24 protein-coding genes are annotated in these 23,882 nt (G+C 46.9%); 9 read left to right on the top strand and 15 right to left on the bottom strand.

All coding sequences use genetic code 11. The features are described 5' to 3' along the window. Positions 1-9: 9 nt before the first annotated feature. The 7 genes from JGK22_RS19180 to JGK22_RS19150 form a co-directional block, all read right to left on the bottom strand. Positions 10-1,806 carry an iron uptake porin gene (locus JGK22_RS19180; RefSeq protein WP_293313415.1) on the bottom strand — a complete coding sequence of 599 codons (1,797 nt, stop codon included), beginning with the start codon at positions 1,804-1,806 and terminating at the stop codon, positions 10-12. 2 nt (positions 1,807-1,808) lie between these two features. Continuing rightward, positions 1,809-2,396 carry an isochorismatase family protein gene (locus tag JGK22_RS19175; protein WP_293185408.1) on the bottom strand — a complete coding sequence of 196 codons (588 nt, stop codon included), beginning with the start codon at positions 2,394-2,396 and terminating at the stop codon, positions 1,809-1,811. 10 nt (positions 2,397-2,406) lie between these two features. Then, on the bottom strand, positions 2,407-2,994 hold the full coding sequence (locus JGK22_RS19170; RefSeq protein ID WP_293313413.1) for a cytochrome b: 588 nt from the start codon (positions 2,992-2,994) through the stop codon (positions 2,407-2,409). A 12-nt stretch (positions 2,995-3,006) separates the two neighbouring features. Continuing rightward, on the bottom strand, positions 3,007-3,741 hold the full coding sequence (locus tag JGK22_RS19165) for an SDR family oxidoreductase (RefSeq protein ID WP_293217518.1): 735 nt from the start codon (positions 3,739-3,741) through the stop codon (positions 3,007-3,009). Positions 3,742-3,783: 42 nt separating this feature from the next. Next, positions 3,784-4,032, bottom strand: a complete 249-nt coding sequence (locus tag JGK22_RS19160) for a CDGSH iron-sulfur domain-containing protein (protein ID WP_293313411.1) — start codon at positions 4,030-4,032, stop codon at positions 3,784-3,786. 140 nt (positions 4,033-4,172) lie between these two features. Then, the gene (locus JGK22_RS19155) at positions 4,173-5,072 is read right to left on the bottom strand and encodes an AraC family transcriptional regulator (RefSeq protein WP_293313409.1); all 900 of its coding nucleotides are present in this window, start codon (positions 5,070-5,072) and stop codon (positions 4,173-4,175) included. A 243-nt stretch (positions 5,073-5,315) separates the two neighbouring features. Then, positions 5,316-5,930, bottom strand: coding sequence for a hypothetical protein (locus JGK22_RS19150; RefSeq protein ID WP_293217527.1), 615 nt, complete (start codon positions 5,928-5,930; stop codon positions 5,316-5,318). A gap of 272 nt (positions 5,931-6,202) precedes the next feature. Here JGK22_RS19150 and JGK22_RS19145 point away from each other — a divergent pair, with 272 nt between their 5' ends. The 3 genes from JGK22_RS19145 to glmS all read left to right on the top strand — a co-directional run bounded on the left by JGK22_RS19145 (position 6,203) and on the right by glmS (position 10,055). Further along, positions 6,203-7,108 carry a CoB--CoM heterodisulfide reductase iron-sulfur subunit B family protein gene (locus JGK22_RS19145; protein WP_293212472.1) on the top strand — a complete coding sequence of 302 codons (906 nt, stop codon included), beginning with the start codon at positions 6,203-6,205 and terminating at the stop codon, positions 7,106-7,108. Between the two features lie 239 nt (positions 7,109-7,347). Further along, positions 7,348-7,593 (top strand): photosystem I iron-sulfur center protein PsaC, encoded by a 246-nt coding sequence (psaC, locus tag JGK22_RS19140; RefSeq protein ID WP_015175986.1) that lies wholly within the window; start codon positions 7,348-7,350, stop codon positions 7,591-7,593. Positions 7,594-8,111: 518 nt separating this feature from the next. After that, the gene (gene glmS / locus JGK22_RS19135; RefSeq protein WP_293192880.1) at positions 8,112-10,055 is read left to right on the top strand and encodes a glutamine--fructose-6-phosphate transaminase (isomerizing); all 1,944 of its coding nucleotides are present in this window, start codon (positions 8,112-8,114) and stop codon (positions 10,053-10,055) included. A gap of 99 nt (positions 10,056-10,154) precedes the next feature. Here the strand turns inward: glmS and JGK22_RS19130 are convergent, their stop codons facing one another. Together JGK22_RS19130 and JGK22_RS19125 are read right to left on the bottom strand one after the other, a co-directional pair. Then, a complete protein-coding gene (locus JGK22_RS19130; protein ID WP_293205762.1) occupies positions 10,155-11,765 on the bottom strand; it encodes an O-antigen ligase family protein in 1,611 nt (536 codons plus the stop codon). Between the two features lie 52 nt (positions 11,766-11,817). Further along, on the bottom strand, positions 11,818-12,663 hold the full coding sequence (locus tag JGK22_RS19125; protein WP_293185418.1) for a YaaW family protein: 846 nt from the start codon (positions 12,661-12,663) through the stop codon (positions 11,818-11,820). A gap of 256 nt (positions 12,664-12,919) precedes the next feature. Here JGK22_RS19125 and JGK22_RS19120 point away from each other — a divergent pair, with 256 nt between their 5' ends. Continuing rightward, a complete protein-coding gene (locus tag JGK22_RS19120; protein WP_293313425.1) occupies positions 12,920-13,990 on the top strand; it encodes an FAD-dependent oxidoreductase in 1,071 nt (356 codons plus the stop codon). 21 nt (positions 13,991-14,011) lie between these two features. On the opposite strand, the gene JGK22_RS19115 is transcribed toward JGK22_RS19120, so the two are convergent. After that, on the bottom strand, positions 14,012-14,938 hold the full coding sequence (locus JGK22_RS19115; protein WP_293192884.1) for a Uma2 family endonuclease: 927 nt from the start codon (positions 14,936-14,938) through the stop codon (positions 14,012-14,014). On the opposite strand from JGK22_RS19115, the gene JGK22_RS19110 reads away from it, so the two are divergent. Beyond that, positions 14,930-15,115, top strand: coding sequence for a hypothetical protein (locus JGK22_RS19110; protein ID WP_293185421.1), 186 nt, complete (start codon positions 14,930-14,932; stop codon positions 15,113-15,115). The genes JGK22_RS19115 and JGK22_RS19110 overlap by 9 nt on opposite strands. Positions 15,116-15,314: 199 nt before the next feature. Here the strand turns inward: JGK22_RS19110 and JGK22_RS19105 are convergent, their stop codons facing one another. The 4 genes from JGK22_RS19105 to JGK22_RS19090 all read right to left on the bottom strand — a co-directional run bounded on the left by JGK22_RS19105 (position 15,315) and on the right by JGK22_RS19090 (position 20,515). After that, positions 15,315-16,238: a polysaccharide deacetylase family protein gene (locus JGK22_RS19105; protein ID WP_293185445.1), complete on the bottom strand. Its 924-nt coding sequence runs from the start codon at positions 16,236-16,238 to the stop codon at positions 15,315-15,317. 341 nt (positions 16,239-16,579) lie between these two features. Continuing rightward, the gene (locus tag JGK22_RS19100; protein WP_293185422.1) at positions 16,580-18,166 is read right to left on the bottom strand and encodes a bifunctional pantoate--beta-alanine ligase/(d)CMP kinase; all 1,587 of its coding nucleotides are present in this window, start codon (positions 18,164-18,166) and stop codon (positions 16,580-16,582) included. Positions 18,167-18,665: 499 nt separating this feature from the next. Then, positions 18,666-19,733 carry a septal ring lytic transglycosylase RlpA family protein gene (locus JGK22_RS19095; RefSeq protein ID WP_293185424.1) on the bottom strand — a complete coding sequence of 356 codons (1,068 nt, stop codon included), beginning with the start codon at positions 19,731-19,733 and terminating at the stop codon, positions 18,666-18,668. A gap of 605 nt (positions 19,734-20,338) precedes the next feature. Continuing rightward, on the bottom strand, positions 20,339-20,515 hold the full coding sequence (locus tag JGK22_RS19090; RefSeq protein ID WP_293313407.1) for a hypothetical protein: 177 nt from the start codon (positions 20,513-20,515) through the stop codon (positions 20,339-20,341). 54 nt (positions 20,516-20,569) lie between these two features. On the opposite strand from JGK22_RS19090, the gene purM reads away from it, so the two are divergent. The 4 genes from purM (at position 20,570) to JGK22_RS19070 (ending at position 23,286) form a co-directional block, all read left to right on the top strand. Continuing rightward, positions 20,570-21,598, top strand: a complete 1,029-nt coding sequence (purM, locus tag JGK22_RS19085) for a phosphoribosylformylglycinamidine cyclo-ligase (protein ID WP_293275001.1) — start codon at positions 20,570-20,572, stop codon at positions 21,596-21,598. Between the two features lie 259 nt (positions 21,599-21,857). Further along, on the top strand, positions 21,858-22,499 hold the full coding sequence (locus JGK22_RS19080) for a Uma2 family endonuclease (protein WP_293225255.1): 642 nt from the start codon (positions 21,858-21,860) through the stop codon (positions 22,497-22,499). Positions 22,500-22,637: 138 nt separating this feature from the next. Then, complete coding sequence (locus tag JGK22_RS19075; protein WP_293225257.1) at positions 22,638-22,958, top strand: DUF433 domain-containing protein; 321 nt, start codon at positions 22,638-22,640, stop codon at positions 22,956-22,958. Then, positions 22,951-23,286, top strand: coding sequence for a DUF5615 family PIN-like protein (locus JGK22_RS19070; protein ID WP_293225259.1), 336 nt, complete (start codon positions 22,951-22,953; stop codon positions 23,284-23,286). Before JGK22_RS19075 ends, JGK22_RS19070 begins: the two co-directional genes overlap by 8 nt. A 105-nt stretch (positions 23,287-23,391) precedes the next feature. Here JGK22_RS19070 and JGK22_RS19065 read toward each other — a convergent pair whose 3' ends face one another. Then, positions 23,392-23,727, bottom strand: coding sequence for a hypothetical protein (locus tag JGK22_RS19065; RefSeq protein WP_293313405.1), 336 nt, complete (start codon positions 23,725-23,727; stop codon positions 23,392-23,394). Positions 23,728-23,882: the final 155 nt, after the last annotated feature.

Genomic DNA, 23,882 nt, shown 5'->3' with positions numbered 1-23,882 from the left:
ATGTAAATGCTAAAAGGTAAAAACGGTGCGGAGTGTTCCAGTCACGATCGTGCCATTGCTGTTTTGATTGGCTGGATGAGTAATGATTTGAATCAATGGAGTAATCCGAATATTGTTGGCTAGCGGAAAGTTGTAGAACGCTTCAATATTTGTTTGTGTTGCGTTTCCTACCTCTGTCAAAATGAAAGGCTGAACGACACCCAATCCAGCTAAATCACCTGTGACAAACAAATTCTGAAGAGAAACGCCAGCAGACCAATAACTAGGGCGAATATCCCCGATCGTCGTATCAGGATAGGAAGCGTAACCATAGCGCCCAAAGATGCCAAGCCGTGATGTGATTGCCCAATCAAAGTTTGCGCCAACAGACTGAAAATTGCTGCCAAGAACTTCTCCGCCGCTGTACTGCAAGCGGGCCGAGAAGGAGCTTGTCGGTGCATATTCTAGTTCCACAACGCCCATGTAGGGATCGCCAAACAATCCGCCTCTTGCGCCGCCTCCTGCGATCGGAAAAAGCCGAATATCTCCAGGACTGCCACCGCCAAAGAAGCTTTGATTTTCGGGCAAACTTTCTTCTGAATTACTAGCAATGTAAACTGCACGCAGCCTTAAAGCACCTTGATTCGGCTTCCAGTCGATCGCAGCGCCCGCACCTCCCGGCCTAGGTAACAGAACAAAATTGTTGATGAGGGATTGAGTCGAAAAATCTCGAAAGCTAACGTTCGCGAATCGATTTTTATCAACAAAATCACCCGCAACCATTCTTGCCCCGACAGTCACGCTGAGATCCTTAGTAGGAGCAAAAGAATAGTACAAACGAGCAAGAGATATTTGCGTTGTGCCAGGAATCGCGAAATCTAAGGTACTCCATAAATTCGGTTCTAGAAATCCAGCCGCATTATCGTTAGTTCCAGGACTCCCAGCCAGTAGGCGAAGTTTTAGTAAGTCAGTACCTTTGAAACTGGTATTTAGATCCAAACTGAGGCGGTACAAAGCGGTCGGATTCGGTCGATCGCGCGTGACGATCGCGCCTCTAGGACTAATCACTCGATCTCCACTAAATTCGCCTGCATTGATTGCAAAAATTGCTTGTCCTGATAGTTTCGTCGTCGTTGAAAATTGCTGAGATTCCAATCTGTTCGCTTCAGTTTCTAGACTATCGACTCGATCGCGTAAAGCAGTTAACTCAGTCGTAAATGCTTGCTGAAGACGTTCTACAGCCATCAAATCGTCGCGAGTTAACCCATCGATCGTGTTGATCCGTTCTAAGCAAGCATTCAGCGCTACTGCGAATTCTTGACGAGAAAGTGCTTGTTCGCCTCTAAACCGTTTTTCTGAATCACCAGCAATGCAGCCGTATTTTTCGACGAGCGATCGCACTGCTGAAAATGCCCAACTGGATGGAAGTACATCTGCAAGTCGATCGACCGATGGAATGATTTCTGGTTGCAAGTTCGTTGAATCAACAGAATCAGCGGCAGATGGAAGCACCTCTGCAAGTCGATCGACCGACGGAATGATTTCTGGCTGCAAGTTCGTTGAGTCCACAGAATCAGCGGAAGATGGAAGTACATCTGCAAGTCGATCGACCGACGGAATGATTTCTGGCTGCAAGTTCGTTGAATCCACAGAATCAGCGGCAGATGGAAGCACCTCTGCAAGTCGATCGACCGACGGAATGATTTCTGGCTGTAAGTTCGTTGAGATCGCAGAATCAGCGGAAGCTGTCTGAGCTAGGGTATAGCAGCAATCTATCCAAAGTCCCAAGCCCAAAGCCAACACTTTGTAAAGTCCTAATTGCTTCATTTCTACAGCCGATTGCCCCAGTAGCTCAGTTCCTGGTAAAGCTGCCCAACCGCTGGGCCTTCTGGCGTTTCCCAGTCTTTCATGATTTCTGAAGCAACCGATGCCCAAGACACCATAACGGCTCCTGCTTGAGTCATGCGTAGAAGCGCTGCTGTTTCATTCAACTGCGTATCAGATCCAGAAACATCTACCACGACATAAGCTTCGTAACCTGCTTCCAGTAAATCGAGTGTCAGTTGCAGCGTGCAGATATCTAGAGAAATTCCACCTAGCAGAACTTTCTTACGCCCGATCGCAGCTAATTTATCCCGAAACGTGGGTTCATCCCAAGCACTCGGTGTATGACGCTCGATCCGAATCGCACGATCGGCATGGGCAACGACTTCCGAAAAGAACTTGCCTCGAAATCCGCCTTCTTCTCCCAGCATAATTGTTGGAATATCGAAGATATTTGACAGGCGAGTAAAGGCTTCTGCATTCTTTCGGAGTAAGTCGTGATTGATAGTCTTCAGTCCTGGCAAAAATCCGTCTAGGAAGTCAACCAAAACCACAACGCAATTATCGCGAGTTAGTTTTTCACAATAGTTCATGGTAAGTCTCTTAAGTTTCCTTTGTTGCTTTCCTAGTTTTCAAGAAGCCTGTCAATCGCCGCCAATTGGCTTTTGCTACTTTCCACTGAAAAATCAGATGCACTGCAATAAAAGCGAGAAAGGTATAAGCCAGCCAAAAATGGAGCGATCGACCAAAATCGACCATTGCATCATTTTGCGGAAACAAATCTGGCAGTAGCAGCCCGAAAAATTTGACGTTGTTCGATCGAAAAGAATTAGAAAAGAAAAAACCTGCGATCGGGACTGCCCACATGAACACATACATCAATGCGTGCAATGCAAAATTTCTCCACCATTGCGGCGAGAACTTTGGCAATCGCTTCGCGTATTTCTTCCACATCACCTGAATCAGCGTCAAAATCCGCCAGGTGAGCAATGCCATTGTCAGGACACCGATCGACTTATGAAAGTCATAAAGCAATCCTCGAAACTCCGTTCTAGGCAACCGCGCCATGAAGGTGCCACCGACAAACAGAATCAGATAGCAGCCCGCCATCCACCAATGAACTGACATCAATCGTTGAAAAGCAGAATTGAGCCTTGGCTTTTTGACGGTTGCGTTTTGAAGTGAACTCATGCTGAATGCCTCTTACAGAATGCCACCATTAACTTGAATCGTTTGCCCATTAACCCATCGCGCTGCATCCGATGCCAAAAATGCAACGACATCAGCGATGTCAGCAGGTTGCCCCAATCGACCGAGCGGCGTGGATTGCACCAGATGATCTAGCGCATCCGCAGGCATGATCAATCCGTCTGTATTCGTGACTCCAGGAGCAACGAGATTAACCGTAATTCCCCGATGTCCGAGTTCTTTGGAAAGCGCAAAACTAAATTGCTCGATCGCGGCTTTACTTGCAGCATAAACGCCACCCGTTGGGATACTCTGCCGCGTTGCACCACTCGATAAACTGATGATTCGTCCACCATCGCTTAAATGTTGTGCCGCCGTTTGTAAGGCAAAGAATGTTCCTTTCGCATTCGTGTTGAAGACTTTATCAAAATCAGCTTCGGTGATGTCTGTGGTGAGCTTGTAGACTGAAACGCCTACGTTGTTCACGACGATATCAACATGACCAAAGGCGTGAATTACTTTTTTAAACAGCGATCGCGTTTCTGCAAGGTTGCTGATGTCTGATTGAATCGCAATTGCATCAACTCCAAAGGCTTTGATTGATTCAACAACAGCCTCCGCTTTGTCGCGATTGCCTGCATAGGTCAAAGCAACCGTTGCACCTTCACGCCCTAAACGTTCTGCGATCGCTTTGCCAATTCCGCGCGATCCACCTGTCACTATCGCCACTTTTCCAGTTAGAGATGACATAACATTACTCCTAAAATGCCTGCATGATACTGAGAATCACTATTATTCGTACTGATGATGGGAGCCATCGCAGAATGGCACATTGTTGGTGTGTTTGCATAGACAGAGTGCAACTTTCTTCTTCTCAGTTAGCTCAAACTTATTTGGAACAAAACCAGTTCCTTTGTGAGCGCCATTACAAAACGGTTGATTACTAGAATGTCCACAGCTACACCAGAAATAAGTTCCTGGCTCAAGTTCTAGAACGGTTGGCTTCTTATCGACAATCACAGGCTGTAACTCAGCACCCATCGTATTTTACTGAATAGAGGTTGAAACCGAACCTAAAGTAAAGCGCCGATTTATTAATAAAATCTTAAGACAATTGCTTGGTCGCTGTCTTTCCTTTTCTTGCTCTCATTTTGCTGAATCTTGCACTAATCCATAAAAAGTTACTTTTGGTCTCGATAAGCCCTAGGAGAGGTATGGAGATATTGGCGAAAGACAGTAGAGAATCTGCTTTGATGACAAAAGCCTGTGCGGTAAGCAATTTCTGCGATCGATAAATCCGTCATCTTTAACAAATGTTTCGCACGTTCTAACCGTTGACGCACAATGTAAGCATGAGGGGTTAATCCCATTGACTGTTTGAACAAACGCACGAAGTAGTATGAGCTAATTTGCACCAATTGAGCCAGGGTATCAATCGAGAGATCCTCATCTAAATGAGCATGAATATAGTCGATCGCAGTGTCTAACTTTGATTGACTCAATCCATTTACTCCTTTTTGCGTTTCTACAGCAACTGTCGAGTAGTGCCGTAATAAATGAGCCGCTAGCATTGTTGCCGCCGCGTCTGCATAAAGCGCATCAATCTCAGTGCCACTCACAACAGCAGACTTGAGAGTCAGTCCAAGTTGAAGCAGGAAAGGATCGTGCGGATGAAAAGAGGGAATGATTTCAACCAGATCGGGATCGATGCGATCGTGAGCAAAGTGGCTCACAAATTCTGGTTCAAGATACAGGTGTAAGATTTGGGCTGGATCGACAACGCGAATCGTGCGATAGAGTCCAGCAGGGTTAATACAAAACACTTCGCCTTCAGTAAAGCGATCGCTTTTGACCTGACGATCGATTACGCGCTCTAGTCGAGCAGGCGCACCTAAATTCAGACCGATAACGTGCTTTGATAATGTATGCTCAGGGCATTCAACTGACGGAAGTTGATAGTAAGAAACGTTGAGATGCTTCCATTTCAACTCGGTGCTACTCGCTTGAGGAGCATACGGGAGAATCCGAATCATCTCTTTTTCTCGAATTGGGTTAATCACTAAAGCTGAATTTTTTCCCATTAGAGTTCCCCTAAAGATAAGTCACGATCTCGATTGACGGAGTTGGTAGAAAGGGAGATAAGTTAGGCAGGAACAGGGACATCCCTTAAAAATCGCCAGACTTCATCACTTGACGTTTGTTTGTAAACAGAAAGTAGGTCAGCGCCCTTGACGGTCGAGACCACGGTGTAGGTCGATCGCAATCGGAATGCGTTGGGCTTGATGATGGCGTTCCAATTCCGCGTTTTCTTGCAGTTTGAATTGTTAGCCCATTGACTCTTCCTTCAACAACACTTGTGCCATCCACACTGACCACACCATACTCAACAACAATACAATTATTCCTAAAGGTGGCACTAGACTGAGAACCCCCATTCCTAAGCCCAGATAACATAGGGAATCGGGTAGCTGCTGGCTCTTGAGTGCAGTCCAACTCACCAACAAAAACCACAAACCATCTAGACTGATTGCCACCACTGCTAGAATACCAATCATGCTATGGAGATGGCTACCAGATAATGCTGCTTGGTCATATGTAGAAGCCTGGGAAATCGCATACAAACTGAGAGTAGCATTACCGACCAAGCACAAAACAGAGAGAAAGCCAAACCCAGTTGCAACTGAGAGCAAGGCTGAAGCGTCACGCCGTAAATAGTTTGCTAGCGCCAAAATCAGCACACTGGAAATTACCGCCGAGACTAACTTTAATCCATCCTGGATCAGCAACGGTGCAGGGTTGTGGATTGCTAAGTCTATTAATTTATTCGGATCGGCGATCGCCGAAAATCCAATTAAAAAAATTACAGTAGCCAATGTTGCCATCACCACAATGACATTGATGAATGCCGCGATGCCACCAAGTTTTTGAAGGTGAGTCATAATTAGGCTTCCTTTTACTTTGCCGATCGGTTATTGCCTAGGCCAGCGGATTTAGTAGCCTGCGTCGCTCTAATGCGATTTTCCTAAAAGCATCTTAACCAGATTAGCCCGATCGCCCCGCCACCAACCTGAAAACTGCGTCCTCATGGATAATAATTGTCTCAAACTGGGTAAGGATATGGAAGGAAGCATCCCAACTTCGTTAGCGCAGCCAACGAAGAGGATCGCCCTCCTGTCTTGTCCCTTGCCTTATGTCCCCAGCAGAAACAATTATGCTATCCCCAAATCTCAAATATGCTTACTTTCCCGGTTGTGTCGCCCAAGGGGCCGCCCGCGAACTTTACCTTTCTACCCAAGCGCTGACTCAAGCTTTGGGGATTGAACTGGTGGAACTCAAAAAAGCTTCTTGCTGCGGTTCAGGCACTTTTAAGGAAGATTCACAGTTGCTGGAAGATACTGTCAATGCCCGCAATATTGCCTTGGCTGAGCAACTAAATCTGCCTTTACTCACACATTGCAGCACTTGTCAAGGCGTAATCGGTCATGTGGACGATCGCCTCAAGGAATCCCAAAAGACCGATCGACCTTACCTCGAAAAAGTAAACGGTTTACTCGAAAAACAAGGCTGTTCGCCTTATCAAGGCAGTACGGAAGTGAAACATCTGCTGTGGGCAATAGTCGCAGATTACGGTCTGGAGGAAGTGCAGAAGCGAGTCACCCGCAAGCTTTCGGGTTTGAAGTGCGCGTCTTTTTACGGGTGCTACCTGCTGCGAGCTCAGGATAACTTGGTTTACGACGACCCGCACCAACCGGAATCGATGGAAAATGTGTTTCGGGCGATCGGGGCAACTCCGGTTTATTATCGCGGAAGGACGCAGTGTTGCGGGTGGCCTCTGGCGAGTTATGCCACTAACCAATCTTTTCAGATGGCCGGCAAACATATTGTAGATGCGCTTGACAATGGTGCTGATTGCATGGTGACTCCTTGTCCGCTTTGTCATTTAAATTTGGATTCGCGGCAGCCGGAGGTGGAAAAAGTAATCGGGCGAAAATTGGGTTTGCCCGTATTGCATTTACCGCAATTGGTGGCTTTGGCTTTGGGTGTTGAGCCAAAAAAACTAGGACTCGATCGGCATATTGTTTCAACTAAGCCCGTGTTAGAAAAATTAGGCTTTTAGTTTTTCTAAAGTTCGTAGTCAGGACTTCAGTCCTTTCTAACTCGGATAGGACTAAAGTCCTGACTACGAACCTACGATCGACTGTGAAGTTTTGTCGCTTTTTCGCGAAGTGCTTCCAAGCACTGCGGTAGACTAACCTTTAATTCTCTGTGCAGGCATAAGCGGTGGTACCTCGCCGTCAAATCTTTTAACTCGCAGAGCCCGCAAATTTTTAGTGACTCGTTGGGAGCCTTTATTCAATGTCTCATTCAGTCAAAATCTACGATACCTGCATCGGCTGCACTCAATGCGTCCGCGCTTGTCCGACTGACGTTTTGGAGATGGTACCCTGGGATGGCTGCAAAGCGGCTCAGATTGCCTCGTCTCCCCGCACAGAAGACTGTGTCGGTTGCAAACGTTGCGAAACAGCTTGTCCTACCGATTTTCTGAGCATCCGGGTTTACCTGGGAGCAGAAACCACTCGCAGTATGGGTCTAGCTTACTAAATATCGATCGAACTGTCGATCGAGTTACGGGCACAGGAGAGGGGGCGATTAAATTGCCCCCTCTCTTTTTGTCGCGGAATCTGCATTCTGCGACAGGAAGAAGGTAATACAATTTGGGATTTGGGATTTGGGATTTTCGACGATCGGCAACAAACGGACACAAGCCCCCGACGCGAGTGTCAGGATCAAAAGCAAAATATTAGATCTGAGATCTTGCACCATTCTCAATTAGCCGTAGGGGCGGGTTCGCCAGTAGCCTTAAAGGTAGCAAACAGGTTCTATAAACCCGCCCGACCCCACGAAAAATCCTCTTATTGACAAGGCGTGCAAGATCTCAGTTAGATCCTAGTTCCAGCTTCCAAATTCAAAGTTGCAAGTCAAATCTAAAATCTACAATCTAAAATCGACTGAGTATCATGGTTGGGATCTTCCCTACAGTTGCATTCTTTTTTGCAACTGGTGTAAAAATGATAAAAATTGGGTTTTATCGCGATCGCTAAGCAGGAGAATTACCTTAAATGTGCGGAATCGTTGGTTATATCGGCACGCAAGCAGCAAGCGAGATTTTGCTATCAGGATTGGAGAAACTGGAATACCGGGGTTACGATTCATCAGGCCTCGCTACCATCTCCGAAGGAAAAATTACCTGCATCCGAGCAAAAGGCAAATTGCACAACCTCCGGGAAAAGCTAGCAGAGATAGACTCTCCCGCTCCCATCGGCATCGGGCACACCCGCTGGGCAACTCACGGCAAACCAGAAGAATATAACGCTCACCCTCACCTAGATAATAGCGGGCGAATTGCCGTAGTTCAAAATGGAATTGTCGAAAATTATCGCGAGTTGCGCGAAGAATTGAAAGCCAAGGGACATAAATTTGTCTCGGATACGGATACAGAAGTTATCCCTCATTTAATAGCTGAAATTTTCCAAGAAGGAAGAAGGAAGAAGGAAGAAGGAAGAAGGAAGAAGGAAGAAGGACAAGATCCAACAGCAGAGGAAATTACTGAGTTGTCGTTTTTGGATGTGGTTTCAAAGGCGGTGAATCGGCTAGAAGGAGCTTTTGCGATCGCCACGATTTGTGCAGATTTTCCAGACGAAATAATTGTCGCCAGACAGCAAGCTCCTTTGGTGATTGGCTTTGGTGCAGGTGAATTTTTCTGTGCTTCCGACACGCCAGCGTTAATATCTCACACCCGTGCTGTTTTGTCCCTCGAAAATGGCGAATTAGCAAGACTAACTCCGATGGGAGTAGAAGTTTATAGCTTTGCAGGACAAAGGCTGAAAAAAACTCCGCGCATCCTCGGCTGGAATCCGGTTTCTGTCGAGAAACAGGGCTTCAAGCACTTCATGCACAAGGAAATTTACGAACAGCCGGCCGTAGTGCGAGCTTGTTTGGAGACTTATTTAGACAGCGATTGGCAGCCCGGAAATCCAGGCTCTCCCATCAATCTCAACTTGCCACCAGAACTTTGTGCCGATGTCGAGCAAATTTCCATTCTCGCCTGCGGAACGAGCTGGCACGCCTCGCTAATTGGCAAATATTTGTTGGAACAGTTAGCTAATATTCCCACGGCTGTGCAGTACGCTTCTGAGTACCGTTACGCGCCCGCACCGCTGACAGCAAATACTTTAATTATTGGGGTAACTCAGTCGGGAGAAACGGCGGATACGCTGGCTGCTTTGGGGATGGAACAGCAGCGTCGCGCGGCTTTTACCGATAAATTTCGATCGCGAATGTTGGGCATTACTAACAGGACTGAAAGCTCGATCGCCCACATGATGCCACACATCATCAACACCCACGCTGGTATAGAAATCGGGGTGGCGGCAACTAAAACTTTTGTCACTCAGTTGATGGCTTTCTATTTCTTAGCTTTGGATTTGGCGCACCAGCGGCAAACCATCAGCACCGAGAGATTGGCAGAAATTCTTGCGGGTTTGCGCCAGTTACCAGCCCAAATCGAGAAGTTTTTGGAGATTCAAGAACAGTATGTCGAGGAATTGTCGCACCAGTTTACAGAAACCCAAGATTTTATCTTTTTGGGGCGGGGAATTAACTTTCCGATTGCTTTGGAAGGGGCGCTGAAACTTAAGGAAATTAGTTACATTCATGCCGAAGGATATCCGGCGGGAGAGATGAAACACGGCCCGATCGCCCTTTTGGATGCTAAAGTGCCTGTAGTGGCGATCGCGATGCCCGGAAGCGTCTACGAAAAAGTCCTTTCCAACGCCCAGGAAGCCAAAGCCCGCGACGCCCGTTTAATTGGCGTTACGCCGAAGCATGGCGCGGCGGAAGCTGATATTTTTGACCACGTTTTGCCGGTGCCTTTGGTGGATGAATTGTTGTCGCCGATTGTGACAGTGATTCCGCTGCAATTGTTGGCTTATCACATTGCCGCGCGCCGAGGTTTGGATGTGGATCAGCCACGCAATTTGGCGAAGTCGGTGACGGTGGAATAATTGTTGACAGTTGACAGTTGACTGTTGACTGTTGACTGTTGTCAATTACCCGATGCCCGATTCCCGATGCCCGATGCCCGATGCCCGATGCCCGATTCCCTATTCCCTATTCCCTATTCCCGATTCCCTATTCCCGATTCCGCAAATCGCCGCCAACAACACCCAACTTATCGTATTAACCCGCAAATCAAACAGAGTTACATCTACAGTGTTAAACAGCGTACAGGCGGCGAAGGCTAATAAATAACTGAAGAAAATTAGGCGATCGGCATTTTCGACATCTTGACAAACCACCTGATTTGTGCTGGTAGATATTGAGTTTTGATTGAGAACTAAAGGATTTTCTGGTACTTCGAGAGTTGCTATTTGCTCTTGTTTAATATCCACAGCAGAAACCTGCCAATTCCCCAACAACAAAACACCCCTAGCCAAAACCCAACCAACTAAACCAAACAACAAAAGCGTTGTCGGGAATCCCGTTTCCGCAGCCAACATCAGCATCAAACTGTGAGGATGACCCAGCCATTCGTGCATTCTATCTTGATAGAGAGGCGTAAAATTTCGCAATCCCCAACCAGTCCAAGGACGCTGCTGAGCCATCGACCAAGCAAATTCCCATTGAGTAGTTCTCAAAGTAGCAGTCGGGCGATTTGGAAACATTTCATCCGTAAGTCTCGCCCAGAAAAAAGCCGGGATAATTATTCGTAAATATTGCCGCAGCGGTTCCGGGCCAAACGCCGACAAAAACACTGCACCCACCGCACTAAAAACCGCAGCTAATATTTTTTTATAACCCGCATAAAATGCAAAAGCCAAAACTGCCAAAACTGCCAATCCCCAAGCATTCCGAGAATTAGTAAAAATCAAAGCAACAGCATTTCCTACTACTGCAAAACTTAAAAATATGAATTGGGTATTGGGCATTGGGCATTGGGCATTGGGCATTGGGCATTGGGCATTGGGCATTGGGGATTGGGCATTGGGCATTGGTAATTGGTAATTGGGCAATTCTCCCCCTCTCCCCGTCTCCCCCTCTCCCCCTCTCCCCCTTTCCCCCTCTCCCTTCTTCCCTCTTCCTTCTTCCTTCTTCCTTCCTCGTTCTTCCATCCACAATCCGAGTGTTAAAATAAAAGCGATTGTTAAATAGCCGGCTAAAATATTAGCGTACATAAATACAGAAGCCATGCGGCCGGGGGGATTGCCTTTCGGTTCGAGTACCCAGCCAAAAATAGGCTGCAATTGATCGATGCCGCTCCAACCTAAAAATTGCTGTCCCAAACCTAAAATTATGACGGGAATTGCACTAATTGCTATTATCCAAGACAATTGTCGTAACTGAGCTGGAGTTTGAATTAAACTGCTAAAAGCAGCAAACAATATAAAGAATGGCCAAAAATTGCACAAGCCTAAAACAGCCTCGATACGGTTGTTGGCAAAAATCGTTGTGATGACTAGCAGCACACTCAAAATTGCGAATCCTCGATTCAGCGGGCTGCGGCAGATTTGCCGGAACTTTTGCTGACAAGTGCCGGCCAATCCCAGGAATATTCCTAAAGCTCCCAAGATTGGAATTGTCGGAAAAATTAGCATCCCGATTTGAGCGAAATTCCAAGGGATTTGCAGGCGGCGATCGGGATGTTTTTGCAGGTGAGAATTAAGATTTTTTGCTGTCTGTTTTACAGCTAATTTCCACGTTTTTTTGATATTCACCCAAACTCCCAATTCTTCAATTCTTCACTCCAAAATCCAAAATCCAAAATCGCTATGCTAGTTCCCAAACGCATTCCGATCGCGTTAAGCGAATTTGAGCCAAGGCAAAAATGGTCGGGATAATGCGCCCGTAGTTCGTAGAAATCGATCGCCAACCCAAATCTGCTAAAAACCAAGTCCACATCACCGGGCCGAGCAATGAAAACACGCTCCGTGTCGCACCGTAACGAGCCGCAGTCACGGCCATCCCCCGCCGCGCCGTCTGAATTGCGACATAATTTTGAAACTGGGTTGCTGCGGTTGCAGTCCCTGCGATCGCTACTTGTGTGGCCATTTGATAGGTAGCAAAGTGCAGCGCAAATTGATTGGCCATCAATTTCAGCAACATGGGTTTTAAAATTGAACTAACGGCTAAAGCGCTGCCACCTTTGAACAGCAAACCGAGCGGGTCTTTTTCAGCAGAAATTGGCAACGGTTCAGAAAGTTTAGCATCGACAATTGCTCGCTGTACGCGGACTGTCAGGGCTTGCTGTTCGTCTTTCGGTAAACGCTTCCAGGTGCGGCCCATTAAATGCAGAAATACTTCTGCCTCTAAGTCGGTGGTTGACAACTGTTTGGGATAAGGGATTTTGAGATAGCGGCAAACTTGAATTAGTGCTTGTCTGTAGGTTACTTGTTCGGTTCGCCCTCTCAGTACCGTCAACCCGTCGGCGGCAAGATACCGAAACCTTTGTTCTACGGCGTCTAGCCATGCTTCGCGATCGCGGCTTTGTACGTCTAGGGGTGCGGGGGTTTGCACGTAATCTAAAGGGTTAAACTTGCGACTGAACAGAAGTTCGGTTAGTTGCTGCAATTCTTCTTCTGTTGTCAATTCTAGTGCTGCTCTGAGTTCGTCCAAGATTTTGCCCTCCCGTCATACTATTTTAGATTTTAGATTTTAGATTTTAGATTGTCGCTGAGTAGCGCGCTTTTGGAACTTGCCGATCGCTACATTTTTTTAACTAATCTTACCTGTCGATTATTTTACTACCTGGCGGAGGGCGATGGCTTACGCCCCGCTACGGCTTTGGCCTTTTATGTTCGTGGTGCAGAGCATCTTTTGCCCCGCAGCCTTTATGCTGATTGGTAAATCAAAAATACCTGACAGTTTAACTATGTTCGATGTTGTGGCGATCGGTGCGGGGATGGCGGGGCTGATTTGTGCTCGACAGTTGCGTCTGGCTGGCTATTCTGTGGCGGTTGTTGAGAAATCTCGCGGCCCCGGCGGACGAGTCGCTACTCGCCGCGTACATGGCACGAGGGCCGATCACGGAGCTCGCTATTTGGAGCCGCAGGGGGATGCGGTGCAGGCGTTAATTGATGTTTTGGTCGATCGCCAGATCCTGAAACTTTGGACGGATAGCGTGGGAGAATTTCGAGAAGGAGAAATATCTTCGATTCCCAGTTCTTGTTATGTCGCACCGGCTGGGATGAATGCTGTCGGTAAGTATATCGCAGAGGGTTTAGACATTTGGTACGGCCGCCGAGTCAAAGCGATTTCTCGTACTGAGAGTGAAATGTGGCATCTTTCTCTGGAAGTTACCGACGACAATTTAGATCTACCTCAAGAATTGATTGCTAAGGCTGTGGTGGTGGCAATTCCTGCTCCTCAAGCTTTAATGTTTTTGGATACAGAACTTGGTTTTTCCTCTGATTTTATTGACAAATTGCGCTCTGTAGAATACGACGCTTGCATTACAGTTATGGCTGGCTATTCTGCGGAACGAAATTCTGATTTGAGCAATCTAAATCCGCAGTGGAAATCGGTTTCTTTTCCCGATGATTCTGATTTAAGTTGGATTGGGCTCGACAGCAGCAAGCGGCTCGACGATCCGCAACAGCCTGTGTTTGTGGTTCACAGCAGCGCCAATTTTGCCGATCGCTTTTTAGAAGCTACTGATTTGAATATTATCGGTCAAGAATTGCTCGATCGCGCTTCTGAACATTTAATCCCTTGGCTGAAAGAGCCGGAATGGCTCCAGGTTCACCGCTGGCGCTATGCTTTTTGTCGCAATCCTTTGCCTGTTTCTTGTTTGCCTGCTGCGGGGACTTTGCCCTTGGTTTGTGCGGGAGATTTGTGCGGGGAAGGTCAAATAGAAGCTGCTTTGCGATCGGGCTTAGCGGCGGCTAATTGGGTGAATTCTCAGTTGCAAAATTTGCCGTTAGATTCCAGTCTAAATTGGTAATATCCTCAGCCCGATCGCCCTTTATCCCAAACGCTGCACCTCCTCCACCGACAGCGAAAGCGCCTGAGCGACTTGTTCGACAGTCAAACCCATTGCCAGCAGTTGCGGAATCGCATCTTGTTGTGTTTGCTGTGCGCGATCGGCCCGTTGACTCTCAGCTTCCGCCCGCTGGCTTTCAGCTTCCGCCCGCTGGCTTTCAGCTTCCGCCCGCTGACTCTCAGCTTCCGCCCGCTGGCGTTCCTGTTCGGTATGGAGGCGTTCGAGTCGAGCTTGCTCGCTTCCGGTGAGCAACAAATTTCCCTGGTTATCCCACCAGCGCAACCACCGCTGTGTCTGATTTTGATAGCTGCCTTCCCATAGGCCTAATTCTATGCCCATACGGTCGATCGGGTAATGTCCGCGATCGTTCGGTTCCAATCGGCAATAGCAACCATTCACCCAGTTGTAGACTTCCAGTTGGCTGGTTTTAATTACATAAATGGCGTAGTAGGGAATGCGGATAATCTGTTCGTATACCCAAAACTTCCCTGGTTTCTGAGTAGTGCCTTCTGGCAAACGGGATAAAGGCGTGTTGTCACGTTCTTCAGAACCATTTCCGCTGGCAAACTCGATCGCAATTATTGGCACCATATACTCGCGCCAAATCACGTAAGAGCGACGAATTTCGCCGTCCACGAGGGGCCCAACGTTGGGGACGTAGAACCAGTCAGGCGCTTCGGCACCCTTTTCTGGTGGGTCGGTTTCGCGCCAGTAGATGCCACAATCTTGCCCGATCGCATATTGTCCGTCGGGGTGAAGCCTTTGCAGTGTGATTTCTAGGGAGTCTGTGAGCAAGATGCTTTGGGGATGCTCTTGGAAATTTTTCACAAAAGTGCCATCAGATTCGGGGAGTTGCGTGTGATCCGGGAAGGCGGGGGGTAAGCCTGTCGTACTGAGACTTTGGGTCATGACTGGTACGCGATCGACCTAGCGATCGGACTGATGCTCTATTACCACAGCATAGCGATTGTCGATCGATTTGTGCAGAGGAAGAAGGCAATTAAAGCAATGATTTTAGCAAAAGAACATCCGGTGGAACCGGGCGTGGTTGCTACTTCTTCGTTATTCATTCAGCTATTGCTCTAAAAAATAGATCGAATGATATCAAATCCGCTCTTCATCGGAATCATATAAACGGAGGATACCGCGAGTGCCTTAGTCCCTACAATTAATCGCGGTAGGGAAACGGCATCTTGAGTGTCCTCTATATCATTCCGGCGCAGCCGGAATTGATATGACTTACAAAAACCTGGGAAATGGTGTAAATTGCCACTTTCCCCATTTGTTATTTCTGTGCTGTTTCCTGCTTCTTTAAAGCTTGTTCTTGCATCTGCAATAACTCTGGAACTGTTACAAATTTGTACCCTTCCTTTCTCAGTTTAGCAATAATATCCGGCAAAGCTTGTACAGTTCTCGATCGATTGCCACCGCCGTCGTGCATCAACACAATGCCGCCAGAATTTGCCTGCCGCATCACGTTGTCCATCAACGATTGCGTCGCAGTCCGCCAATCTAAAGAATCAGCAGACCACATGATAACTGCATAATTTTTCTTCTGTGCGTAGGCTGCCAAGCCATTGTTTAAAATGCCTCCTGGTGGCCGAAACAGTGATGTTTTTACCCCGGTTACTTCCTCAATTAATGATGACGTGCGATCGATCTCGCGAGCCGCACCGTCTTCGTTATATTTAATGTATTGGTGGTTCCAAGTGTGGTTGCCGATCGCGTGACCGGCTGACGCAACTTGTTTGCCAAGTTCGGGATATGTTTGCAGGTATCTTCCTACCCAAAAAAATGTAGCCTTAATATTGTTTTTCTTGAGAATCTCTAGGATTTGTCTAGTAGTTGTCGGCCAGGGCCCGTCGTCAAATGTTAGGGCGATCGCCTTGTGCTGCTGGTCCAGTTTTGCCTGACGCAGCATGGTACCTTTAAACTGGGATGGTAGGGATGATTGAAAACGAGTTTCCTGCTGTTGAGCTAGAGCTTTTTGGGAAACTTCTACTCGATGGGCGATCGCTCCTGCGATCCCACTAACATTAGATATCAGTTTTGGTTCTGGCGAGGATACTGCCAAGACTTGTGGCTGCATCGGTGGCGCTGGTTGATTGGCCCGCAAGTTCATTGGTAACGTCACACCCAGCAAAAAACTTCCTGCGGCGGCCAGAAAAGCAACGATTAATTTTTTTTGCCGCCTCAAAAGCCGTTTCATATTTGTCACGTCATTATCTCCTTCACACCTTGGAAAATTAATTCTAGATTTTATTTTGATATCAAGTTAATCCACTCAGGACGATCGTATTAAATGCGATTGTCCATAGAAATGTTACTGCAAATGACCGATCGCGGGGAAGTCCGGCAGGATTAACAAGTTTAAGAATTTTCACCGAGAGTTCCCCTAACCGATCAAAACGGGGAATAGTGGCAATCTTCCGGAAGGTAGTTAAATCCCGTTAATTGCACGTTCTATTCTATATAGTTAGGGGCTCAGACCCAAAAAGCCGGGCCGCTAACTGACACTACGGGCCGATCGCCCGCCCCAGCGTCTTCAAATTAACTTTTAGGGCCGATTCTTTCTTGATACAAGCCGACAATCCGATCGATAACTTCGTCAACAGTCAGATTATCTGTTTGAATTTCCACAGCATCAGCAGCTTTCCGTAAAGGTGCTATCAGGCGAGTGCTGTCCTTGGAGTCCCGCAGAGCGATGTCTTGTTCTAACTGGGCCAAACTAATATTAGCCCGATCGGCGTCTTTAAGTTCTAACATCCGCCGGCGCGATCGCTCTTGTACCGAAGCCGTCAAATAAATCTTCAATTCCGCATCGGGAAAAACATTAGTTCCTATATCGCGGCCTTCTGCCACAATCCCACCTTTTGTACCGCAGCGCCGCTGTTCATCTACTAGAAACTGGCGCACAGCGGGAATTGCCGCCATTTCCGAGACGCGAGATGTCACTTCCAAACTGCGAATTGCCTCGGTTATGTCTTCGCCGTTAATCTTCAGCATGAAAGATGCGGGATCGAGATTGTATTCCAAATAGCTGTAACTAATTAATTCGGCGATCGCACATTCGTCGGACATCGGCGTGTTTGTTTTCAAAGCCAGCCAAGTCAGCGCCCGGTACATCGCGCCGGTATCGAGATAAAACAAGCCCAAAGCTTTTGCTGCTTGGCGAGTTACCGTAGATTTGCCAGCCCCCGCCGGGCCATCGATCGCCACAATTGGCCTGCGGTTCCTGAGAATTATATTATCAATCAAGCGAGTAGAGCCAACTCTGGCTGCTACGGCTAAAAGTCCCGCTGTTTCCACCACCTCCAACGGCATCAGAGTGTCGGGATCGACGAGTTCGGCATATTCGAGCTTAACTTCGGGTTCTCCAGCGACTTCGGCGCGCGCGGCAGCGAGTGTGGCGGCCCAGGTGCGGTCGCCTGAAGCAAAAGTTTTTGAGGCTTGTTGCAGCGCGCGGTAGAGGGCGCAGGCTTGCTGTTTTTGCTCTGTTGTTAAATACTGATTTCGAGAACTCATTGCTAGTCCAGACTCTTCGCGGACGATCGGGCAAGCAACAATCTCTACAGGCAAGTTAAAATCCCAGGCGAGCTTGCGGATAATTGCTAGCTGCTGGGCGTCTTTCTGACCAAAATAAGCTTTTGTCGGCTGCACCAAACTCAAAAGTTTGGTAACAATTGTCGCGACGCCCTGAAAATGACCGGGCCGAGACTTGCCGCACAACACCGATGTCATCGCGGGTGGCGGCACTACTTGAGTTAAGGATGAAAGTTGATTTTGTGTTTGGGCGGTTTTGTCGGTTGCTGTGCGATCGCCCCCTGGGTTCCCAAACATTTCTGTTGCTGGGGGAGCAAAAATGGCATCAACGCCAGCTTGTTCGCACAGCAGCCGGTCTCGATCCAAATTCCGGGGATAATCTTGAAAATCTTCTGTCGGCCCAAATTGCAGCGGGTTGACAAAAATGCTGACTAGGACGATCGCATTGTCTTGTCTTGCCCGCTGGATCAAGCTGAGATGTCCGGCGTGCAAAGCTCCCATCGTCGGCACCAAACCGACTGTCACGTGAGGTGCAGCAGACTTTTGTGAATTTAAGTAGCAGCGAAGTGCTGCAATGCTAGTAAACAGTTGCACCGATACAATCTCCTGAAGGCATTCGGCAGAATGCAGAATTTATTTGTCTGAATTTGTTCGATCGGACATCTGGCACCAATGTTAGCAACTTGCCTCGCGTGCGAGTTCCACAACAAATAAACTATGGTGGGGCGCGAGACTATGGCGACGAGTGCAAGATGTCAGATACTTCAAGCCCGGACAAGTTTTATTCTAGTTTCTGCTTTCTACAGTTCGGATAACTTTTGTATTCTGCCTTACCAGAAAGAATTGGTTTAAAGCCGCAACCCTTGTAGGGAGAAATTAAAAGCAGACTATTCATTAGACTTCTTGCATAAGTCTTTGAGCGATCCTTCAACCGCAGATGTCAGACAGATAAACACAGATAAACGCAGATGATTTCAGGGTGTTTTCCGATTCGCCCTCAAGCTGTCAACTGTCAACTGTCAACTGTCAACTGTCAACTGTCAACTGTCAACTGTCAACTGTCAACTGTCAACTGTCAACTGTCAACTGTTGTTTACTTTTTCGGTTCGATTACTTGGATTTCCACTCTCGCAACGCCGCTGCTCATCATTCCGAGCACGTTGGCTGCGCCGGCCGACAAGTCAATCAGCCGATCGCCCACGTAGGGGCCGCGATCGTTAATCCGAACGACGACGGAGCGGCCGTTGTCAAGATTTCGCACCATGACTAGAGTGCCGAAGGGCAAGTGGCGGTGTGCAGCAGTCAAGGCATTTTGGTTAAAACGCTCGCCGCTGGCGCTGAGGTTGCCATCAAATCCGGGGCCGTACCAGGAAGCCAAGCCGCTGAGCCGCACTTGAAGTGGGCCCAAAGATAGCACGGGGGCTTCTGGTTCGGGTTGGGGTTGGCCTGCGACTGCTTCCAAGGGTGGGGCGTTGCCCAGGAGTCGGCGGAGGCGATTGGTTACTTGCAGAGCATCTCGGCTGAAGTTGCTCGTGGTGTCGGGGAGGATGTTTTGAGCGTTGATGCTTACCAAATCCTCGCCGTTTGCCTGGATTATGTAGCGATCGCCTTTTTCCCACTTAACGGTAATGCTGTTGGGATCGATGTTGTTGCGGTTTAGCTGGTTGAGTCTTGCTGCTAAGCTAGATGCCCGCCACATTGGATCTGGTTCTTGATTGGTGGAATTGCTGGCAGTGTTTCCGGCTTTGGGATTTTCTTTTGTGCCGGCTACTTTTGACTGACTGCTACCACTGGCTTTGCGATCGCCAGTTTCTCCAATTTTGGTGTTGGTTTCCTGGCTTGGGTTCAGAAAGGTGATGACTGGAATGTTTCGCACGTAGACTGTCACTGCTTGTCGCCCCTCCAAGTCGTGGGGCTGAATTTTGACGATCGAGTCTTGGTCAATGTCAGCTCTTGCTTGGTACTGATACTGTCCAACTTTTTGTGCTTCGGCCCGAGTTGCGTTTAACTGCGGGGACGGTTGGGTGGCAATTACTTGCTGCTTGGAGCCCTGAGAGTCTGGCTTCAGAGCGTCTGTCGCTTGTGCGTGACAAGAAGAGGCCGTTCCTACCACAGGAACTAACAGGACAGCGAGTAAACCACCAACAAATTTTTCCTTCATACGTCCATTTTTGTGAAGAGCCATTGCCAACCGAGATTGGAGGATTGGCCATTTGGCGGCAGGCGTCAAGGATTTTTCTCGATCCCTTCGCTATTCCCCCGTGAGTCAAAGCAAAGTATCCGGGTGCGTTTTTGCTGTAATGCTTCAGCGAAAAAAAAAATTTGGCTGAAACTTCCCCGATCTTTGACAACTCAATACTCGATCTGCAATTTGTGTTTTGGTAACGAACTGCAACAGACTACCACAAACTTTTGCGCTTGGGGATCGCTGTTTCGATACATTTGAGCAATATTGCTCAAATTTTCTCAGAACTCTGTCTAATAAAGTCCTTTAATTGCAGTGGTTACAGCCATTTTCAGAATTCCAGAAATTTTTACAAAAATTTACAAAAAATTCGTGTATTTTATGGCTGCCGAAGGATTAGCCTGAAAAAATCTGTTTGTCAAGTATTAAATGTTGAGTTCGCCCCCAAATGGATACTTGCTGCGATCGCAAAATTTTATACTTCTGTTCGAGATCCCAGCTCCAGAGCTCGTTCAACCTTGGCGCTTACCTGGAAGCCTAAAATCCGCAATCGGCAATCCCCAATCCGCAATCGGCAATCCTCAATCCGCAATCGGCAATCCCCAATCCTCAATCCAAAATCCAAAATCCGCAATCCAAAATCCAAAATCCAAAATCCGCAATCCAAAATCCAAAATCCGCAATGCCCAATGCCCAATGCCCAATGCCCAATGCCCAATTCTCAATCCAAAATCCAAAATCCAAAATCCAAAATCCAAAATCGGCTGACTCTTGGGAATAAACTAAAACTTACAAATGGATTTGGGGGACTTATGGATTATCGAGCAGCAGGTGTGGATGTTGAGGCGGGCAGAGCTTTTGTCGATCGCATCAAAAATACAGTCAAAAGCACCCACCGATCGGGAGTTTTGGGCGGATTCGGCGGATTTAGCGGGTTTTTCAGCGTCCCCGAGGGATTAAAAGAGCCCGTCATGGTTTCGGGCACTGACGGCGTGGGAACTAAGTTGAAATTGGCCCACGATCTCGATCGGCACGACACGGTAGGTATCGACTTGGTGGCGATGTGCGTCAACGACGTACTGACATCCGGCGCCGAGCCCCTCTTTTTTCTCGATTATTTAGCGACAGGAAAGTTAAATTCCGAACAATTAGCTGGGGTGGTGACAGGAATTGCTGACGGTTGCAAACAAGCGGGCTGTGCTTTGCTCGGAGGGGAAACCGCAGAAATGCCAGGTTTTTACCAAGCCGGCGAGTACGATTTGGCTGGTTTTTGCGTGGGAATTGTCGAAAAGAGCAAATTGCTTGACGCTTCCCAGGTACGGGTGGGAGATGTGGCTGTCGGGCTCGCTAGTTCCGGCGTGCACAGCAACGGTTTTAGTTTGGTGAGAAAAATTGCTGGGGATTTGGGTTTTGATTGGAATTCCCAACCGGAAAAGTTGGGCGGCCAAAGTTTAGGAGAAGTGCTGCTGACTCCGACTACAATTTATGTGAAACCAGTCCTCGAAGCCATTAAGAGCGGTTTAGAAATTCACGGTATGGCTCACATTACAGGTGGCGGTTTGCCGGAAAATTTGCCCCGCTGTTTGGGAGCTAATCAATCTGTAAAAATTGACAGTAATAGCTGGCCGAGTTTGCCAATTTTTGACTGGATTGCTGAGGCTGGCTCTGTGGCGACTGCCGATATGTTCAATACTTTTAATATGGGTATTGGCTTTGTGCTGTTGGTCGATCGCCGGGAAGTTGAGCAGGCTGTGAAGTGGTTTGAGTCTCAGGGAATTGGTGCGTTTGCGATCGGCGAAGTTATTGACGGTAACGGGGAATTGGTAATGGGCGTCGATTAATTTTAGTTGCGTGAATTAAAAAAAATCGCCCTTTTTTTTCGGGTTAAATGCTTGACTTCTGGCCGCAAAGAAAGTACAATTGAATAATGGAAATAGTGGCAATTTTAAAATTAAAGTTACCACTCCCATTATTTAAAATATACCACAGTAATTCTAGCCTAGTCAATAGGTAATACTTCTTTTTTAAGGCAAATTTTTTTAACAAGATTTATCGCATTAACTCTCATTATAATCAAGACAACCTAAAGGAGGTAATACTATGTTGACAAGCGATCTCAATGCTCTACTTGACCAACAAGCACTCCAACGCCAAGATTCCGAATGCCGCTATATTACCGATCGCATTAACTGGGAACAATACGAAACCTTACTCACCAGAAATGGGGATAGTTTGGCATATCGAGTCACATATTTAGATGGAGTCTTAGAAATTATCTCACCTTCCCGTCGCCATGAAAACAGAAAAACGCGGATTGGAGATCTTTTAGAAATCTACTTTTTAGAAGCAGATATCGACTATTTTCCCTTTGGTTCTACAACCCTGCGGCAAGAGGAAAAAAGAGGTGGGACGGAACCCGATGAAGCTTACTGCATTGGTACAGACAAAGAATTTCCCGATTTGGCAATTGAGGTTGTTGTTACCAGTGGTGGTCTGAATAAACTGGAAGTTTACAGAAGGTTAAATGTTAAAGAGGTTTGGTTTTGGCAAAATGAACGTTTTAGCCTCTACTACCTGCGAGAAGAGATTCCAGTTCAATTTGTCCAAACCTGCGGTTATGAGCAAATCTATCGGAGCGAAATTCTTCCTAATTTAGATATAGAATTATTGGCGGAATATGTCCGATATCCGAATTCCCTCGCAGCAGTTAAGGAATTTCGACAACGACTGATTTCTGGTTAAAACCAGAATAGATGCCGATCGAATGTAGCTATGACTCTTGATCAGCATAAGCTTGACGGCATACTCAAATTACTGCAAAAACCTTTTGTGCTAAAATTAAAGAGCTTAAACATTACTGATTAAGAGCCTTTAACTAAGATGTCTAAGGAATCAGTCATCACAGAACATATCGAAATTACGCCTGGGGTACTTGGTGGTAAGCCACGCATTGCCGGTCATCGAATTGCTGTAGCACACATCGCCGAAATGTATCTGAAAATGGGGATGTCTATAGAAGAAATCGCGGGCAAGTATGACTTACCACTTGCCTCAGTTCATGCTGCAATGACATACTATTACGATCGTAGAGAAGAAATCGATCGTCACACTGCTGAAAGTCGAGCTATGGTGGAAGAATTAAAGCGCAAGAGTCCACCATCTCCGTTACAAGAAAAATTGAGGACAATTAGAGGTGAGTGAGCAAATTCGTTTTCATTTAGACGAACATATTGACTCTAATATTGCGCGCGGTTTGCGTCGTTACGGCATAGATATTACAACAACAGTTGATGCAGGATTGCGTACAAAAAGCGATGAGTCACACCTGGAATTTATTCGCTTTGAGCAGCGCGTGATAGTAACTCACGATGACGATTTTTTAATTATGGCAAGCGATACCACAGATTATCCGGGTATTGTCTATTGTCCTTCTAATTCTCGTTCTGTGGGCGAGATTATCCGTAGTTTGATTTTAATTTATGAAGTGTATGCACCTGAAGAAATGATCGGGAGGATTGAATATATTTGACATGATTGTAAGGCGATCGCACTTTTTGTTGTTTGGGGGAAAAGGGCGATCGCACTTTTGACAATTTGGGACATAACAGATAACTCATCTTCTACCCTATTTTTTTCATTTTGTGTTTCTTGATGCTATTGACTTCGCATTCTTCATTGCCAGAGCTAAATATTTATCAATTTGCTCAAACCGAGAAGAATTTAATAGTATATTTTCTGAGATAACTTCCTCGCTGTCATAGATAATTTCTAAATGTGCTGGCTTAGAAGAAGAATAGATAGGATATTGATAACGAACGTTAAGTTCACCATTATCTAAAGGTATTAACCACCTCCAATATATAGCTCCATCCCTTTTGGCTTCGAGTGTCTGTGCCGCAGGAAAGTTATTCAAAATCCATCCTCTATCTTCACTCCGTATTTTTTGCATAAAATCTGTGGCTACCTCCATCTGAGGTCTATGTTCAGAAGCACCTCTATAGAAATTTGCTTGACTTCTACGATGAGCAGGGGGAACGCATCTTATTGAAGACTGTTCGCCAGTGGTGAGTATATTTTGACATAAATTCACCATGCTTAGAAGCTACAGAGACGCTTTATAATGAC

This window comes from Microcoleus sp. PH2017_08_TRC_O_A (genome assembly GCF_020738665.1).
Taxonomy (GTDB): Bacteria; Cyanobacteriota; Cyanobacteriia; order Cyanobacteriales; family Microcoleaceae; genus Microcoleus.
The sequence above is the reverse complement of the archived record's forward strand: the minus strand, read 5'-3'. Positions and strand labels throughout refer to the sequence as shown.

Bases quoted from the DNA above. Each gene is read 5' to 3' on its own strand.
- JGK22_RS19180 (WP_293313415.1), bottom strand. From the start codon at position 1,806: ATGAAGCAATTAGGACTTTACAAAGTGTTGGCTTTGGGCTTGGGACTT.
- JGK22_RS19175 (WP_293185408.1), bottom strand. From the start codon at position 2,396: ATGAACTATTGTGAAAAACTAACTCGCGATAATTGCGTTGTGGTTTTG.
- JGK22_RS19170 (WP_293313413.1), bottom strand. From the start codon at position 2,994: ATGAGTTCACTTCAAAACGCAACCGTCAAAAAGCCAAGGCTCAATTCT.
- JGK22_RS19165 (WP_293217518.1), bottom strand. From the start codon at position 3,741: ATGTCATCTCTAACTGGAAAAGTGGCGATAGTGACAGGTGGATCGCGC.
- JGK22_RS19160 (WP_293313411.1), bottom strand. From the start codon at position 4,032: ATGGGTGCTGAGTTACAGCCTGTGATTGTCGATAAGAAGCCAACCGTT.
- JGK22_RS19155 (WP_293313409.1), bottom strand. From the start codon at position 5,072: ATGGGAAAAAATTCAGCTTTAGTGATTAACCCAATTCGAGAAAAAGAG.
- JGK22_RS19150 (WP_293217527.1), bottom strand. From the start codon at position 5,930: ATGACTCACCTTCAAAAACTTGGTGGCATCGCGGCATTCATCAATGTC.
- JGK22_RS19145 (WP_293212472.1), top strand. From the start codon at position 6,203: ATGCTATCCCCAAATCTCAAATATGCTTACTTTCCCGGTTGTGTCGCC.
- psaC (WP_015175986.1), top strand. From the start codon at position 7,348: ATGTCTCATTCAGTCAAAATCTACGATACCTGCATCGGCTGCACTCAA.
- glmS (WP_293192880.1), top strand. From the start codon at position 8,112: ATGTGCGGAATCGTTGGTTATATCGGCACGCAAGCAGCAAGCGAGATT.
- JGK22_RS19120 (WP_293313425.1), top strand. From the start codon at position 12,920: ATGTTCGATGTTGTGGCGATCGGTGCGGGGATGGCGGGGCTGATTTGT.
- JGK22_RS19115 (WP_293192884.1), bottom strand. From the start codon at position 14,938: ATGACCCAAAGTCTCAGTACGACAGGCTTACCCCCCGCCTTCCCGGAT.
- JGK22_RS19105 (WP_293185445.1), bottom strand. From the start codon at position 16,238: ATGAAACGGCTTTTGAGGCGGCAAAAAAAATTAATCGTTGCTTTTCTG.
- JGK22_RS19095 (WP_293185424.1), bottom strand. From the start codon at position 19,733: ATGAAGGAAAAATTTGTTGGTGGTTTACTCGCTGTCCTGTTAGTTCCT.
- purM (WP_293275001.1), top strand. From the start codon at position 20,570: ATGGATTATCGAGCAGCAGGTGTGGATGTTGAGGCGGGCAGAGCTTTT.
- JGK22_RS19080 (WP_293225255.1), top strand. From the start codon at position 21,858: ATGTTGACAAGCGATCTCAATGCTCTACTTGACCAACAAGCACTCCAA.
- JGK22_RS19075 (WP_293225257.1), top strand. From the start codon at position 22,638: ATGTCTAAGGAATCAGTCATCACAGAACATATCGAAATTACGCCTGGG.
- JGK22_RS19065 (WP_293313405.1), bottom strand. From the start codon at position 23,727: ATGGAGGTAGCCACAGATTTTATGCAAAAAATACGGAGTGAAGATAGA.